We start from the raw sequence: 15,931 nt of genomic DNA, 5'->3' as shown, positions 1-15,931 counted from the left end.
AGCATGGATAAGAAAAATTTAGAAATACAAGAAAATATCGGGCAAAATTTAGAAGCTTCGACTCAAAATATAAAAAAGATCATTCAGTCTAAAAACTACGACGCAAACGATCTTCGTTTTATGTCAAGCCTATCGGAGGCGGTGTTGGCTAAGGCGCCGTCGGGATCTAGGAAAATTTTATACATCGTTGCTATAACCGTTTTTTGGCTCGTGGTTTGGGCGTCGTTTGCGCAGATAGACGAGATCACGCGCGGCAACGGCAAGATCATCCCGTCGGGCAAAAATCAGATCGTACAAAATTTGGAAGGCGGCATAATCGAGGAAATTTACGTTCGCGCGGGCGATGAAGTAAAGAAAAATCAAATTTTGCTAAAAATCGACGACAAGAGCTTTTCTAGCGTCTACGGCGAGTCCAAATTTAGACTAAACGAGCTTCAGGCAAAATACTTGCGCCTTTACGCCGAGTCAAACGACGAGGAATTTGATGCGAAAGAGACGGGAGATAAGGACTACGACCGATTCGTCGGATTTGAAAAGAGTCTTTACGATACGAACAAAGCAAGGCTAAGGGAGCAAATCGGCATCCTAGAGGAGCAAATAAAACAGCGCCAAAGCGAGCTAAGGGAGCTTGAGAGCAAGATCGACCAGACTCAAAGCAGCTATAATCTACTACAAAAAGAGAAGCAGATAACCGAGCCGTTATTTAGAAAAGGGCTTGTGAGCGAGGTTGAGTACTTGCAACTCCAAAGGCGCGTAAACGATCTAAGGGGCGAGCTAAGCGCGGCGAAACTCTCTATCCCTAGAGTGCAGTCTACGATAAAAGAGGTAGAAAATAAAATAACCGAAGCCAAGCTTGCCTTTCAAAATAGCGCAAAGAAAGAATTTAACGAAGTTTCGGCTGAAATTTCTAGGCTAAACGAAAGCCAGGTAAATTTAAGCGACAAAGTAGAAAGGACGCTCGTGCGCTCGCCGGTGGACGGCATAGTAAGCAAGCTGATGGTAAATACCGTCTCTGGCGTCATAAAGCCGGGCATGGACATCGCCGAGATCGTCCCCGTCGAGGATAGCTTGATAGCCGAGGTAAAGGTAAAGCCTGCGGACGTGGCGTTTTTGCGCCAAGGACTAAAAGCGATGGTTAAGCTTACCGCTTACGACTTTGCGATATACGGCGGACTAGAGGGCGAAGTGACGCAAATCTCAGCCGATACGGAAACAAACGAAAAAACTGGCGAGAGCTACTATCTAGTCAGGATAACGACCGAAAAAAATTACCTAGGAAGCGAAGATAGACCGCTTCGCATCAAGGTGGGCATGATAGCTAGCGCCGACATTATAACCGGTAAGAAAACGGTGCTTGATTATTTATTAAAACCGATATTAAAAGCTAAACAAAACGCTTTGAGAGAACGATAGGAGCGCGGATATGAGAATTTTGGCATATTCAGGAAATGTAGCCGTAATAAACGAGATAAAAGATAAGTTGGCTGCGAGCGAGGTAACAGCGACGCAGGAAAAAGATATTTTTTTAGAGCTTGCTTACAGCAAAGACTACGACGTAGTTTGCGTGGATATTTGGGATGCCGACAAAGAAGCAAGAGAGCTTTTGAGTACGGTGGAGGGTATTAAAATTTTGATACTTTCTCATGAGCCTAAATTTAACGAAGGTAGAGAGTTTTTGCACCTTGGTGCAAAGGGCTATGCAAACGCGCGTATGCTTGAGGTGCATTTTCAAGATGCGCTCGAAGCGATCGAAAGAGGCGAGGTTTGGCTCTATCCGGAATTTATCCAAAGCATGATACAAATGATGACAAAGGAAATTTTGCCTTCAAATTCGTCAAATTTGCTAGAAAAGCTAACAACTAAGGAAAAAGAGATAGCACAACTGGTCTATAAAGGGCTAACAAATCAAGAAATCGCTGAGATTTTACAAATAACCGTAAGGACGGTAAAAGCGCATGTAGGCACTATTTTTGAAAAAACAGGAGCGAAAGATAGGATAAATTTGATTTTATTGATGCAAAAAATGGAATAATTTTCTTAAAAACCTTGACTTTGAAAAGAAATTGGGCTATAATCCAACTTTCATAAATCAGGATGCTGGTGTAGCTCAGTTGGTAGAGCTACTGCCTTGTAAGCAGTGGGTCGGCGGTTCAAGTCCGTTCACCAGCTCCATTTCATAACAGTGTTTGACCAGAAATACCATTGCAAAGCATTTATTTTTTAAAATAGGGTGAGATACTCAAGTGGCCAACGAGGGCAGACTGTAAATCTGCTGACTATGTCTTCCGTGGTTCGAATCCACGTCTCACCACCATGCTACGCGCGGGAGTAGCTCAGTTGGCTAGAGCATCAGCCTTCCAAGCTGAGGGTCGCGGGTTCGAGCCCCGTTTCCCGCTCCAGATTTTGGAACTAAACTGGGAGCTGTAAGATGATAAAAATATTAAATTTTATACATTTTCTACGGCACACCTTTTTAATTTCATTTAGTTGTTTATGCTTTTCAAAAATTCTCTAACGCCAAGCGTTTATAGCGCTCATATGGCTCAGAGGTAGAGCACTTCCTTGGTAAGGAAGAGGTCGCGGGTTCAAGTCCCGCTATGAGCTCCACGGATTTTAGAGAAGTAAAATTAAGCATAAATTTGAATTGCAAATATCATTACGGAGGAAGAGATGGCAAAAGAAAAATTTTCACGTAACAAGCCACACGTAAACATCGGTACCATCGGTCACGTTGACCATGGTAAAACAACTTTGACAGCTGCAATTTCTGCTGTTCTTTCAAGAAAAGGTCTTGCTGAGTTAAAAGACTATGATAATATCGACAACGCTCCAGAGGAAAAAGAGCGCGGTATTACCATCGCTACTTCTCACATCGAGTACGAGACTGAAAATCGCCACTATGCTCACGTTGACTGCCCAGGCCACGCCGACTATGTTAAAAACATGATTACCGGTGCGGCTCAAATGGACGGTGCTATCCTAGTTGTTTCTGCTGCTGACGGCCCAATGCCTCAAACCAGAGAGCACATCTTGCTATCTCGCCAAGTAGGCGTTCCATATATCGTTGTTTTCATGAACAAAGCTGATATGGTTGACGATGCTGAGCTTCTTGAACTAGTTGAGATGGAAATTCGCGAGCTTCTAAACGAGTACGACTTCCCTGGTGACGATACTCCAATCGTAGCAGGCTCGGCTCTACAAGCTCTTAATGAGGCTAAGGCTGGAACAGACGGCGAATGGTCTGCAAAGGTTCTTGAGCTTATGGCTAGAGTTGATGAGTATATTCCAACTCCAGTACGCGCAACAGATAAAGATTTCTTGATGCCTATTGAGGACGTTTTCTCTATTTCTGGTCGCGGTACGGTTGTTACCGGTAGAATTGAAAAAGGTGTGGTAAAAGTCGGCGATACCATCGAAATCGTAGGTATTAGACCAACTCAAACTACTACAGTTACCGGCGTCGAGATGTTTAGAAAAGAAATGGACCAAGGTGAAGCAGGCGATAACGTAGGCGTTCTTCTAAGAGGCACAAAAAAAGAAGATGTTGAGCGCGGTATGGTTCTTTGCAAACCTAAATCAATTACTCCTCACACTAAATTTGAGGGCGAAGTTTATATTTTAACAAAAGAAGAAGGTGGACGCCACACTCCATTCTTTAATAACTATAGACCGCAATTCTATGTAAGAACGACTGATGTTACAGGTTCTATCACTCTTCCAGAAGGAACAGAGATGGTTATGCCTGGTGATAACCTAAAGATAACTGTTGAGCTTATTGCGCCAGTTGCTCTTGAAGAGGGAACTCGCTTTGCGATCCGCGAAGGCGGCAGAACGGTCGGTTCAGGCGTTGTTTCTAAGATTCTGGCATAATCTAATTTATAATTTTTAGCGGAGATTCTTCTCCGCTTTTTCAAAGGGAATTTATGGCAAAAGGTAATAGAATAAAAGTTGGTCTTAAATGTTCTGAATCAGGTGATATAAATTACACTACAGTAAAAAACAGCAAGACAACAACTGAAAAATTAGAACTAAAAAAATATTGCCCAAGATTAAAAAAACATACTGTTCATAAAGAAGTTAAGTTAAAGAGCTAAGGCTTTTTAGGGCAATAGCTCCAACGGTAGAGCGCTGGATTCCAAATCCAATGGTTGGGGGTTCGAATCCCTCTTGCCCTGCCATCAAAAGGTTAAAAATGGAAAAAATAGTAAATTATATAAAGCTTTCTCGCGCCGAGATTGGAAAGGTAATTTTTCCGCTCAAAGAGCAAATAAGAAATGCTTTTATAACAGTTTTTGCCGTAGTGGCTATTGTTTCGCTCTTTTTAGCTCTTGTTGATGCAATTATGTCTTTCTCTCTTTCAAAGCTGATTTAAGGTTGAATTATGGCACATAAATGGTATGCGATTCAAACTTATGCCGGTAGCGAAATGAGCGTAAAGAGAGCTATTGAAAATTTGGTTAGAGATAATCACATTGAAGAACAACTAAAAGAGATTATAGTTCCTACTGAAGATGTAATAGAAATCAAAAACGGTAAGAAAAAAATAAACGAAAGAAGTCTTTATCCAGGATATGCTTTTGCGCATCTTGATTTGGATACGGCTCTTTGGCACAAAATTCAGTCTCTTCCTAAGGTCGGTAGATTTATAGGTGAGGCAAAAAAACCTACGCCGTTAAGCGAAAAAGATATAAATTTAATTTTAGAAAAAGTTCAAAAGCGAGCTGCTCCTAAGCCAAAAATTTTCTTCGATAATGGAGAAAATGTTCGCATCACAGAAGGACCTTTCGCGAATTTTACCGGTATAGTAGAAGAGTACGATATGATACATGGAAAGCTAAGACTAAATGTTTCGATATTTGGCAGAAGTACTCCAGTTGAGATTTTATATTCACAAGTCGAGAAGATAGTATAAGGAGAAGTTTATGGCTAAAAAAGTTATAGGCGAAATTAAATTACACATTGCTGCTGCAAAAGCAAATCCAAGCCCTCCGGTAGGTCCGGCTCTTGGTCAGCAAGGCGTTAATATTATGGAATTTTGTAAAGCATTTAACGAAAGAACAAAAGATATGGCTGGCTTTAGGGTTCCGGTTGTTATCACTGTTTATGCAGATAGAAGCTTTACATTTATCACAAAACAACCGCCTGCTACGGATTTAATTAAAAAAGCTGCAGGCATTGAAAAAGGTTCGGATAATCCGTTAAAAAACAAAGTAGCTAAGCTTACAAAAGCTCAGGTGCTTGAAATAGTTGAGAAAAAAATTGCCGATTTAAATACTAAAGATAGAGAGCAAGCAGCTAAAATTATTGCCGGCTCGGCTCGTTCAATAGGGATTACGGTAGTAGACTAATCCTTTTACCACATAAGGATTTTTTTAAAGTTAAATTTATAAACACGCGTTAATATTTTATGACGCGTGTGTTTTAAATTTGGCAATGTGGAAGCATAAAATTTAAAAATGCGGAGAAATTAATGTCAAAAAAAACTACAAAAAGATTTGGTAAGCTACTTGAAAAAGTTGATACCACTAAAGCTTACTCTTTAGCAGAAGCTATCGATACTGTAAAATTACTAAAAAGCGCTAAATTTGACGAAACAGTCGAAATAGCATTAAAACTTAACGTCGATCCAAGACATGCAGATCAAATGGTTAGAGGCTCAGTTGTGCTTCCTGCGGGAACCGGCAAAACCGTTCGTGTAGCCGTTATAGCAAAAGATGCGAAAGCCGACGAAGCAAAAGCTGCTGGTGCCGATATAGTCGGTAGCGATGAACTTGTCGAGGATATCCAAAAAGGAATTATGAATTTCGACGTTCTTATTGCCACTCCAAATTTAATGGGCTTAGTCGGTAAAGTAGGACGAATTTTGGGACCAAAAGGTCTTATGCCAAACCCAAAAACAGGCACTGTTACTATGGATGTAGCTCAAGCGGTTAATAACGCAAAAAGCGGTCAAGTTAATTTCCGCGTAGATAAGCAAGGAAATATACACGCCGGTCTTGGCAAAGTTAGCTTTTCAAAAGAACAGTTAAACGATAATATTTCAACCCTTATTAAAGCAGTAAATAGACAAAAACCTGCGGCAGCAAAAGGTAGATATATTAAGAGCGCCGCTTTATCATTAACTATGAGCCCTTCTGTTCTACTTGAGACTCAAGAGCTTATGGATCTACGCTAATTTTTAGCTAATAAATTTTTATCTTAGATTGGAGATAGCAGAGGCTTTTGCTTAATCGTGCTTTTATGCCGCTCTGCTTGAAATCACTAGTCGGAAAGGAGAAAAACTAGATGACGAGAAACGAAAAATCTGAAATAATCAGTAAACTTGAGGCCGAATTTAAAGAAAATGAAGCGATTATAGTTTGCGATTATCGCGGTCTTAGCACTAAAAAACTAGAAGCATTAAGAGATGCTGCTAGAGTTTTAAACGTAAAAGTTCAAATCGTAAAAAATACTCTTGCAAATATCGCTCTTAATAACGTTGAAAAGTCTGGTATGGTCTTAAAAGATACAAATATCTTTATCTGGGGCGATCAGCTTTCAGCTACTAAGGTTGCGGCTAAATTTGAAGAGACCAACAGCGAACTATTCAAAATCAAAACCGCTCATATTGACGGCGAAGTTGCAAGCGTCGAGAAGGTCAAGGCTCTATCTAAGATGCCTAGCCGTGATGAGTTACTTGCTATGCTTTTGCAAGTTTGGAATGCGCCTATCCAAAATTTCACTATTGGACTAAATGCGCTTAAAGAGAAAAAAGAAAAATCAGCATAATATAAAAGGATAAAAAATGGCAATTACTAAAGAGGACGTATTAGAATTTATCTCTAATCTTTCAGTATTAGAGCTAAGTGAGCTAGTAAAAGAATTTGAAGAGAAATTTGGCGTAAGCGCTGCTCCGGTAATGGTAGCAGGCGGCGCAGCAGCAGGCGGCGCAGCCGATGCAGCTGAAGAGAAAACAGAATTTAACGTTGTTCTAGTTGACGGCGGCGACAAGAAAATCAACGTTATTAAAGTCGTTCGCGCTCTTACAGGTCTTGGTCTTAAAGAGGCTAAAGACGCAGTTGAGCAAACTCCTTCTGTTATTAAAGAGGGTGTTAGCAAAGACGAGGCTGAAGCAGCTAAAAAAGAGCTTGAAGAAGCTGGTGCTAAAGTCGAACTTAAATAATTTCACTTATTTTTACAAAGGAGGCGACGCCTCCTTATTTAATTTTTACAAAGATGCCGCAGACGTGCGGTTATTTACTTTCTTTCAAACTTATACCATGAGGTAGAATATGCTAAATAGTTTATACTCAGGAAATCGTCTTAGGGTTGATTTTTCAAATGTTGCCAAAGAGATCGATGTTCCTAACCTACTACAATTACAAAAAAAGAGTTTTGACCAGTTTTTAAACGTAGATAAAAATCAAGGCGAAAGCGGTATAGAAAAAGTTTTCAAATCAATATTTCCTATACACGATCCACAAAACCGCTTAAGCTTGGAATACGTAAGCTCTGAAATCGGAAAACCAAAATATACGATCAGAGAGTGCATGGAGCGCGGGCTTACTTATTCTGTAAATTTAAAAATGAAAATAAGGCTGATCGTTCACGAGAGAGATGAAAAAACAGGCGAGAAGATCGGTATAAAAGATATAAAAGAGCAGGAAATTTTCGTTCGCGAAATTCCTTTGATGACGGATAGAATTTCATTTATTATTAATGGCGTCGAGCGTGTCGTGGTTAATCAGCTTCACAGAAGTCCCGGCGTTATCTTTAAAGAAGAGGAAAGCCCGACAGTAGTAAATAAGCTTATTTATACGGCTCAAATCATTCCTGACCGCGGTAGCTGGCTATATTTTGAATACGACACAAAAGACGTACTTTATGTGCGTATCAACAAGCGCAGAAAAGTGCCGGTAACTATCCTATTTAGAGCGCTTGGATATAAAAAACAAGATATTATCAAGTTATTTTATCCTATACAAACTTTAACAATAAAAGATAATAAATTTTTGACGCCATTTAACCCAGATGATTATCAGGGCAGGGTTGAATACGACATAAAAGACGAAGAAGGCAATGTTTTACACGAGGCCGGAAAAAGACTAACCAAGAAAAAGGCTGATAAGATCATCGCTGACGGCGTCAAATTTGTCGAATATCCGACTGAAATTTTGGTAAATAGGTTTTTGGCTCACCCGGTTATTGACAAAAACAGCGGCGAGGTGCTTTATGATACTCTTGCACAGCTTGATGAAAATAAATTGGTTAAAATTTTGGCTGATCAAGAGAGTATCGAGATAGCAAACGACCTAGCGGCAGGCGTGGACGACGCTATCATAAATTCATTTATTGCCGATAACGAGACGCTCAAACTACTACGTCAAACCGAAAACGTCGATGACGAAAACGATCTTGCGGCGATAAGAATTTATAAAGTTATGCGTCCAGGCGAGCCGGTTGTCAAAGACGCTGCTCGCGCTTTCGTAAATGATCTATTCTTTAATCCTGAAAGATATGATTTGACGGGTGTTGGCCGTATGAAAATGAACCACAAGCTGGCACTTGAAGTACCTGAATACGTAACGGTTTTAACCAATGAAGACATTATAAAAACGGCAAAATATTTGATAAAGGTCAAAAACGGACAAGGACATATCGACGACCGCGATCACCTCGGCAACCGTCGTATCCGCTCTATCGGCGAGCTTTTGGCAAACGAGCTTCACCTAGGCTTTGTAAAAATGCAAAAGGCTATCAGAGATAAATTTACGACGCTGGGTAATACCGAAGAGATTATGCCTTACGATTTGGTTAATCCAAAAATGATAACCACGACGATAATGGAATTTTTCACCGGCGGTCAGTTGAGCCAGTTTATGGATCAGACCAACCCGCTTAGCGAAGTTACTCATAAACGCAGACTTTCGGCGCTAGGCGAAGGCGGTCTTGTTAAAGATAGAGCCGGCTTTGAAGTGCGCGACGTTCACCCGACTCACTACGGCAGAATTTGTCCGGTAGAGACTCCGGAGGGTCAAAACATCGGTCTTATCAACACCCTTTCTACTTATGCAAAGGTAAATAACCTAGGCTTTGTCGAAGCTCCGTATAAAAAAGTCGTAGATGGTAGGGTAACCGATGAAATCGTCTATCTAACGGCAACTCAAGAGGAAAATTTGGTTATCGCTCCTGCATCTACCGCGCTTGACGAGAGCGGCTATATAGTAGAGGATTTGATCGAAGCTAGACAAGACGGCGAGATGATACTGGCTAAACGCGAGGATGTTAAACTCATCGACCTTTGCTCAGGTATGATAGCCGGCGTTGCGGCATCGCTTATTCCGTTTTTGGAGCACGATGACGCAAACCGCGCCCTAATGGGATCAAACATGCAACGCCAAGCGGTACCGCTACTTCGCTCATCCGCTCCTATCGTAGGTACGGGCATGGAGAGCACCGTAGCTCGCGACGCATGGGAGGCGATCAAGGCTAGACGCGCGGGAGTGGTTGAAAAGGTGGACAATAAAAATATCTTTATCCTCGGTGAAGACGAGGCAGGTCCATATATCGATCACTACTCGATGGAGAAAAATTTAAGAACCAACCAAAATACGACATTCTCCCAACACCCTATCGTTAAAAAAGGCGAAAGCGTAGCGGCCGGGCAGATCATCGCCGACGGTCCGTCTATGGAGCGCGGCGAGCTAGCTATCGGTAAAAACGCCCTTATAGCTTTCATGCCGTGGAACGGTTATAACTACGAGGACGCGATCGTAATCAGCGAAAAAATGATCCGAGAGGATGCGTTTACGAGCGTGCATATTTACGAAAAAGAGATCGAGGCGCGCGAGCTAAAAGACGGCGTTGAGGAGATTACTAAAGATATCCCGAATATCAAAGAAGAAGATCTGCTTCACCTAGATGATAGCGGTATAATAAAAATCGGCACGCAAGTAAAACCCGGCATGATCCTGGTCGGCAAGGTTTCCCCAAAAGGCGAGGTTAAGCCAACGCCTGAGGAGCGCTTACTTCGCGCGATTTTCGGAGAAAAAGCTGGCCACGTGGTAAACAAATCCCTTTACGCGACTGCGTCAATGGAAGGCGTCGTAGTAGACGTTAAAATTTTTACCAAAAAGGGCCATGAAAAAGATAGCCGCTCAAATAAAGTTTATGAGGAAGAAAAGGCGGCTTTTGAAAAAGAACACCACGATAGACTCTTGATGCTAGACCGCGAAGAGATGCTAAAAGTGGGCGCTCTGCTTTGCAAAACGCCTTTGAGCTCGGCTCAAACTATCGGTAAAAAAACCTATAAAAAGGGCGAGAAGATCGATAAAGAAGAGTTTGAAAACATCAACCGCTTTACTCTAAGCGCGATCGTTAAAGGCTTTTCAAAAGACGTTCAAAAATCATACGACGACATAAAAAATCATTTCCAAAACGAGAAGAAAAAGCTCAAAGAAGAGCATGATGCGAAGATGGAAATTTTAGAAAAAGACGACATCTTGCCAAGCGGCGTAGTTAAGCTCGTTAAAGTCTATATCGCCACCAAGCGCAAGCTAAAAGTGGGCGATAAGATGGCGGGTCGCCACGGAAACAAAGGTATCGTCTCAAACATCGTCCCTGAGGTTGATATGCCGTATCTACCGAGCGGCCAACCGGTCGATATCGTACTAAATCCGCTGGGCGTTCCTAGCCGTATGAATATCGGTCAAATTTTAGAAAGCCACTTGGGCCTTGTCGGCTATCGCTTGGGCGAGCAGATAAATCAAATTTTCCAAGAGAAAAAAGGCGAGTGGGTTAAAGAGCTACGAGCCAAGATGATCGAGATAGCTTCAGCGTCTAAATTTATGGATGCCAAAAAGACTCTAGGCAAAATGAGCGACGACCTACTTTTAGACTATGCTAGAGACTGGGCTAACGGCGTCAAATTTGCCACGCCTATATTTGAGGGCGTAAGGGTTGATGAGCTAATGAAGCTGTTTGAGCTAGCTAAGATAGATATGGATGGCAAGACCGAGCTTTACGACGGACGCACGGGCTCAAAGATTAAGGAGCGCGTAAACGTCGGATGTATGTATATGCTAAAGCTTCACCACCTAGTCGACGAAAAAGTCCACGCTAGAAGTACGGGACCATACAGCCTTGTTACTCAGCAGCCGGTCGGCGGTAAGGCGCTATTTGGCGGACAAAGATTCGGAGAGATGGAGGTTTGGGCGCTTGAGGCATACGGTGCGGCTCATACGCTTCGCGAGATGCTAACGGTCAAATCAGACGACGTCGAAGGACGCTTGTCTGCGTATAAAGCCCTAACTAGAGGCGAGAATGTGCCTGAAACTGGCATTCCTGAGACATTTTTCGTTCTAACAAACGAGCTAAAATCATTGGCGCTTGATGTCGAGATATACGATGAGGATGAAAATAATGAGTGAGTTAAAACCTATTGAGATAAAAGAAGAACGCAGACCGCGCGATTTTGAAGCGTTTCAGCTTCGTTTGGCTAGCCCTGAGAGGATAAAGTCATGGAGCCACGGCGAGGTCAAAAAACCCGAAACCATAAACTACCGCACGCTAAAACCTGAGCGCGACGGTCTATTTTGCGCTAAGATTTTCGGCCCGATTCGCGACTACGAGTGCCTTTGCGGTAAGTATAAAAAAATGCGCTATAAAGGCATCAAGTGCGAAAAGTGCGGCGTCGAGGTAACTAGCTCAAAGGTGCGCCGCTCTAGAATGGGCCACATCGAGCTCGTGACTCCTGTAGCGCATATCTGGTACGTAAATTCGCTTCCAAGCCGCATAGGAACGTTGCTCGGTATAAAGATGAAAGACCTTGAGCGCGTGCTTTACTACGAGGCGTATATCGTCGAGAGCGTTGGCGACGCGTTTTACGATACCGAAAATAGCAAAAAGGTAGAAATTTTCGACGTTCTAAACGAAGAGCAGTATGTTTCCCTGGCTTCTCGCTTTGAAGAGAGCGGATTTAGAGCTAGGATGGGCGGCGAAGTTATCCGCGATTTACTAGCAAATATCGATTTGATCGAGCTTTTAAATACCCTAAAAGATGAGATCAGCGCGACAAATTCGGAAGCCAAGAAAAAAACCATAGTAAAAAGACTAAAAGTCGTTGAGAGCTTTTTAAATTCCGGTAACCGTCCTGAGTGGATGATGATTACGAATTTACCTGTCCTTCCGCCGGATCTTCGTCCACTAGTTAGCCTTGACGGCGGTAAATTTGCGGTTTCTGACGTAAATGATTTGTATCGCCGCGTTATAAATAGAAACGCGCGTTTAAAACGCCTTATGGAGCTTGATGCGCCTGAGATTATTATCAGAAACGAAAAGCGTATGCTTCAGGAGTCCGTGGATGCGCTATTTGACAACGGACGACGCGCAAATGCGGTAAAAGGCGCAAATAAACGCCCTCTAAAATCGCTTTCTGAGATCATTAAAGGTAAGCAAGGCCGCTTCCGTCAAAATTTGCTCGGTAAGCGCGTGGATTTTTCCGGTCGTTCGGTTATCGTGGTCGGACCAAAACTACGTATGGATCAGTGCGGACTACCGAAAAGAATGGCTCTTGAGCTATTTAAGCCGCACTTGCTAGCTCGCCTTGAGGAGAAGGGCTACGCTACGACCGTAAAACAAGCCAAAAAGATGATCGAGGATAAGACGAACGAGGTTTGGGAGTGCCTAGAGGAGGTCGTTAAAGATCACCCGGTTATGCTAAACCGCGCTCCGACGCTTCACAAACTATCTATCCAGGCGTTTCACCCGGTACTCGTCGAGGGCAAAGCTATCCAGCTACATCCGTTAGTTTGCGCCGCATTTAACGCGGACTTCGACGGCGACCAGATGGCTGTTCACGTGCCGCTATCTCAAGAAGCTATCGCAGAGTGCAAAATTTTGATGCTTAGCTCGATGAACATCTTGCTTCCTGCAAGCGGTAAGGCTATCACGGTTCCTAGCCAGGATATGGTTTTGGGAATTTACTACCTAAGCCTAGAAAAGACCGACAGCAAGGGTGCTAATAAAATTTTTGCATCCGTAGACGAAGTAATGATTGCCGAGGAAGCGCACTGCCTAGAGGTACACTCGAAAATCAAAACGATGATTGACGGCAAGACGCTATTTACGACTGCGGGTCGCCTTATCATCCGCTCGATTCTGCCTGATTTCGTTCCTGAGAATATGTGGAACAGGGTTATGAAGAAAAAAGATATCGCAAATTTGGTCGATTACGTCTATAAAAACGGCGGCCTTGAGGTAACGGCGGGATTTTTGGATAAGCTTAAAAATTTGGGCTTCCGATATGCGACCAAGGCCGGTATCTCGATCTCTATCGCCGATATCATCGTGCCTGACAGCAAACAAAAATATATCAACGAAGCCAAGAAAAAAGTTCGTGAGATACAAAATCAATACGGCGCGGGCTTGCTAACTGACTCCGAGAGATATAATAAAATCATCGACATCTGGACAGATACGAACAACGTCGTCGCGGGCGAGATGATGAAGCTCATCCAGGGAGATAAGGGTGGATTTAACTCTATTTATATGATGGCCGATAGCGGCGCAAGAGGCTCTGCAGCGCAAATTCGCCAGCTAGCCGGTATGCGCGGCCTTATGGCGAAGCCTGACGGCTCGATCATCGAGACGCCGATCATATCAAACTTCCGCGAAGGTCTAAACGTTCTTGAGTACTTTAACTCAACCCACGGCGCTAGAAAAGGTCTTGCGGATACCGCGCTAAAAACGGCGAACGCCGGATACCTAACCAGAAAGCTAATCGACGTCGCGCAAAACGTAAAAGTCACTATGCACGACTGCGGTACTCACGAGGGCGTCGAGATCACCGAGATCACCGACAACGGCGAGCTTATCGAGAGTTTGGAAGAAAGAATTTTAGGCCGCGTGCTAGCCGACGACGTGATCGATCCGATAGCAAACGAAGTGCTATTTAGCGAAGGTACGCTAATAGACGAAGAAAAAGCCAAAGCGATAACCGAAGCAGGTATAAAATCGGTAAGTATAAGAACGCCGATAACTTGTAAAGCCGCAAAAGGCGTTTGCGCAAAATGCTACGGCGTGAATTTGGGTGAAGGAAAGCTGGTAAAACCGGGTGAAGCCGTCGGTATCATCTCGGCTCAATCTATCGGCGAACCCGGTACTCAGCTAACGCTAAGAACCTTCCATATCGGCGGTACGGCATCGACTGAGCAGCAAGACTACCAAGTTGTTGCGCAAAAAGAGGGCTTTATAAGATACTACAATCTAAACGTTTATGAAAACGGCGGCAAGAGAATCGTAGCAAATCGCAGAAACTCAGCCGTCTTACTCGTCGAGCCTAAGATCAAAGCTCCGTTTGACGGAAAGATCGAGATCGAGGTTGCTCACGAGGACGTAAATATCATCGTAAAAGGTAAAAAAGAAGAGGTAAAATATACTTTAAGAAGAGGCGACCTAGCGAAACCTAACGAGCTAGCCGGCGTTAGCGGTAAGGTAGAGGGTAAAATTTACATCCCTTATGCCGATGGCGACTCAGTCAAAGAGAACGAGAGTATCGCAGAGGTCATCAAAGAGGGCTGGAACGTACCGAAACGTATCCCGTTTGCCAGCGAGATAAAGGTAGAGGACGGCGAGCCGATCGCTAAGAAAATCCTTGCAGGTGCAAACGGCGTGCTTAAATTTTATATCTTAAAAGGCGATTATTTAGAGCGCTTAAGAAATATCAAAAAAGGCCACGTCGTAACCGAAAAAGGACTATTTGTCGTAGTTGCCGACGAGGACGATAGAGAAGCGGTTCGTTACTATATCCCGCGAAACTCTATCATCAAAGCAAACGATAGCGATATCGTGGATAGCAAAGCAGTTATCTCTGAGCCGGAAAGCCAAGAAAAAACCGTCATAGCCGAGTGGGATCCGTACTCTACGCCGATCATCGCCGAGGCTGCAGGTAAGGTTACGTACGAGGATATCGAGCCAGGCTATAGCGCCGCCGAGCAGTACGACGAGGCGACCGGCCAGAGCCGTCTAGTTATCAACGAGTATCTACCTTCGGGCATCAAGCCTACGATCGTTATCAGCACCGATGATGGCAAAATGATCCGCTATCAGCTAGAGCCAAAAACCGCGATATTCGTAGCCAACGACGAAGTGGTGAAGCAAGCCGATATCCTAGCTAAGACGCCTAAAGCCGTCGCGAAGTCGAAAGACATCACGGGCGGTTTGCCGCGCGTATCCGAGCTATTTGAGGCTAGACGTCCGAAAAATACGGCTATCATCGCTGAAATCGACGGCACCGTAAGGTTTGAAAAACCGCTTCGCTCTAAAGAACGCATCGTGATCGAGGCCGACGACGGCGCTACTGCCGAGTACTTGATAGACAAAACTCGTCAAATTCAAGTTCGCGACGGCGAATTTATCCACGCCGGCGAGAAGCTAACCGACGGACTAATATCAAGCCACGACGTTTTGAGAATTTTGGGCGAAAAGGCGCTGCACTATTATTTGATCAGCGAAATTCAGCAAGTTTACCGCTCTCAAGGCGTTGCGATCGCCGATAAGCACATTGAGATCATAGTTTCTCAGATGCTTCGCCAGGTTAAGATCGTCGATAGCGGCGATACGAATTTCATCACCGGCGATATGATCTCTCGAACGAGATTTAAGGAAGAAAACGAGCGCATAATGCGAATGGGCGGCAATCCTGCGATCGCCGAGCCTATTTTGCTAGGCGTTACGCGTGCTGCTATCGGAAGCGATAGCGTGATCTCGGCCGCATCGTTCCAAGAGACAACCAAGGTTCTAACCGAGGCTTCGATCGCAGCCAAGATCGACCACCTCGAGGATCTAAAAGAAAACGTCATTCTAGGACGCATGATCCCTGTCGGAACGGGTCTTTATCAAGATCAAAAGATCAAGCTAAAACAAAACTAAAATTTAACCCCACAAGCCTCGC

Annotated in this window: 12 protein-coding genes and 5 tRNA genes; all 17 read left to right on the top strand. The window is 43.7% G+C overall.

The genetic code is table 11. The features are described 5' to 3' along the window. Positions 1–3 precede the first annotated feature (3 nt). Positions 4–1,413: an HlyD family type I secretion periplasmic adaptor subunit gene (locus tag E4V70_RS03540; RefSeq protein ID WP_122861856.1), complete on the top strand. Its 1,410-nt coding sequence runs from the start codon at positions 4–6 to the stop codon at positions 1,411–1,413. Positions 1,414–1,423: 10 nt separating this feature from the next. Then, on the top strand, positions 1,424–2,032 hold the full coding sequence (locus tag E4V70_RS03535; protein ID WP_122861857.1) for a response regulator transcription factor: 609 nt from the start codon (positions 1,424–1,426) through the stop codon (positions 2,030–2,032). 64 nt (positions 2,033–2,096) lie between these two features. Continuing rightward, positions 2,097–2,172: transfer RNA gene (locus E4V70_RS03530), tRNA-Thr, on the top strand. Between the two features lie 57 nt (positions 2,173–2,229). Beyond that, positions 2,230–2,314 (top strand) — tRNA-Tyr (locus E4V70_RS03525). 8 nt (positions 2,315–2,322) lie between these two features. After that, a tRNA-Gly gene (locus E4V70_RS03520) sits at positions 2,323–2,399 on the top strand. A 133-nt stretch (positions 2,400–2,532) separates the two neighbouring features. Next, positions 2,533–2,607 (top strand) — tRNA-Thr (locus E4V70_RS03515). A 63-nt stretch (positions 2,608–2,670) separates the two neighbouring features. After that, entirely contained in the window at positions 2,671–3,870 is a 1,200-nt protein-coding gene (tuf, locus tag E4V70_RS03510) for an elongation factor Tu (protein WP_002947618.1), read from the top strand. Positions 3,871–3,923: 53 nt separating this feature from the next. Beyond that, positions 3,924–4,094 carry a 50S ribosomal protein L33 gene (gene rpmG, locus E4V70_RS03505; protein WP_004322121.1) on the top strand — a complete coding sequence of 57 codons (171 nt, stop codon included), beginning with the start codon at positions 3,924–3,926 and terminating at the stop codon, positions 4,092–4,094. 8 nt (positions 4,095–4,102) lie between these two features. Beyond that, positions 4,103–4,178: transfer RNA gene (locus E4V70_RS03500), tRNA-Trp, on the top strand. Positions 4,179–4,192: 14 nt separating this feature from the next. After that, entirely contained in the window at positions 4,193–4,372 is a 180-nt protein-coding gene (gene secE, locus E4V70_RS03495; RefSeq protein ID WP_122861858.1) for a preprotein translocase subunit SecE, read from the top strand. A gap of 6 nt (positions 4,373–4,378) precedes the next feature. Further along, positions 4,379–4,912: a transcription termination/antitermination protein NusG gene (gene nusG, locus E4V70_RS03490; RefSeq protein WP_100067254.1), complete on the top strand. Its 534-nt coding sequence runs from the start codon at positions 4,379–4,381 to the stop codon at positions 4,910–4,912. A 10-nt stretch (positions 4,913–4,922) separates the two neighbouring features. Beyond that, positions 4,923–5,348, top strand: a complete 426-nt coding sequence (rplK, locus tag E4V70_RS03485) for a 50S ribosomal protein L11 (RefSeq protein ID WP_004322124.1) — start codon at positions 4,923–4,925, stop codon at positions 5,346–5,348. Positions 5,349–5,470: 122 nt separating this feature from the next. Further along, positions 5,471–6,175 carry a 50S ribosomal protein L1 gene (gene rplA / locus E4V70_RS03480; RefSeq protein WP_122861859.1) on the top strand — a complete coding sequence of 235 codons (705 nt, stop codon included), beginning with the start codon at positions 5,471–5,473 and terminating at the stop codon, positions 6,173–6,175. Between the two features lie 110 nt (positions 6,176–6,285). Continuing rightward, complete coding sequence (rplJ, locus tag E4V70_RS03475) at positions 6,286–6,768, top strand: 50S ribosomal protein L10 (RefSeq protein WP_002947610.1); 483 nt, start codon at positions 6,286–6,288, stop codon at positions 6,766–6,768. Between the two features lie 16 nt (positions 6,769–6,784). After that, positions 6,785–7,162: a 50S ribosomal protein L7/L12 gene (gene rplL / locus E4V70_RS03470; protein ID WP_002947609.1), complete on the top strand. Its 378-nt coding sequence runs from the start codon at positions 6,785–6,787 to the stop codon at positions 7,160–7,162. A 109-nt stretch (positions 7,163–7,271) separates the two neighbouring features. Next, complete coding sequence (gene rpoB / locus E4V70_RS03465) at positions 7,272–11,408, top strand: DNA-directed RNA polymerase subunit beta (RefSeq protein ID WP_122861860.1); 4,137 nt, start codon at positions 7,272–7,274, stop codon at positions 11,406–11,408. Next, the gene (gene rpoC, locus E4V70_RS03460; protein WP_122861861.1) at positions 11,401–15,909 is read left to right on the top strand and encodes a DNA-directed RNA polymerase subunit beta'; all 4,509 of its coding nucleotides are present in this window, start codon (positions 11,401–11,403) and stop codon (positions 15,907–15,909) included. The genes rpoB and rpoC overlap by 8 nt, the downstream gene beginning before the upstream one ends. The last annotated feature ends 22 nt before the right edge of the window (positions 15,910–15,931 follow it).

Origin of the sequence: Campylobacter showae (genome assembly GCF_900699785.1) — a bacterium.
GTDB classification, from domain to species: domain Bacteria; phylum Campylobacterota; class Campylobacteria; order Campylobacterales; family Campylobacteraceae; genus Campylobacter_A; species Campylobacter_A showae_D.
Note: the sequence above shows the minus strand (reverse complement) of the source record. Positions and strands in the feature narration are given on the sequence as shown.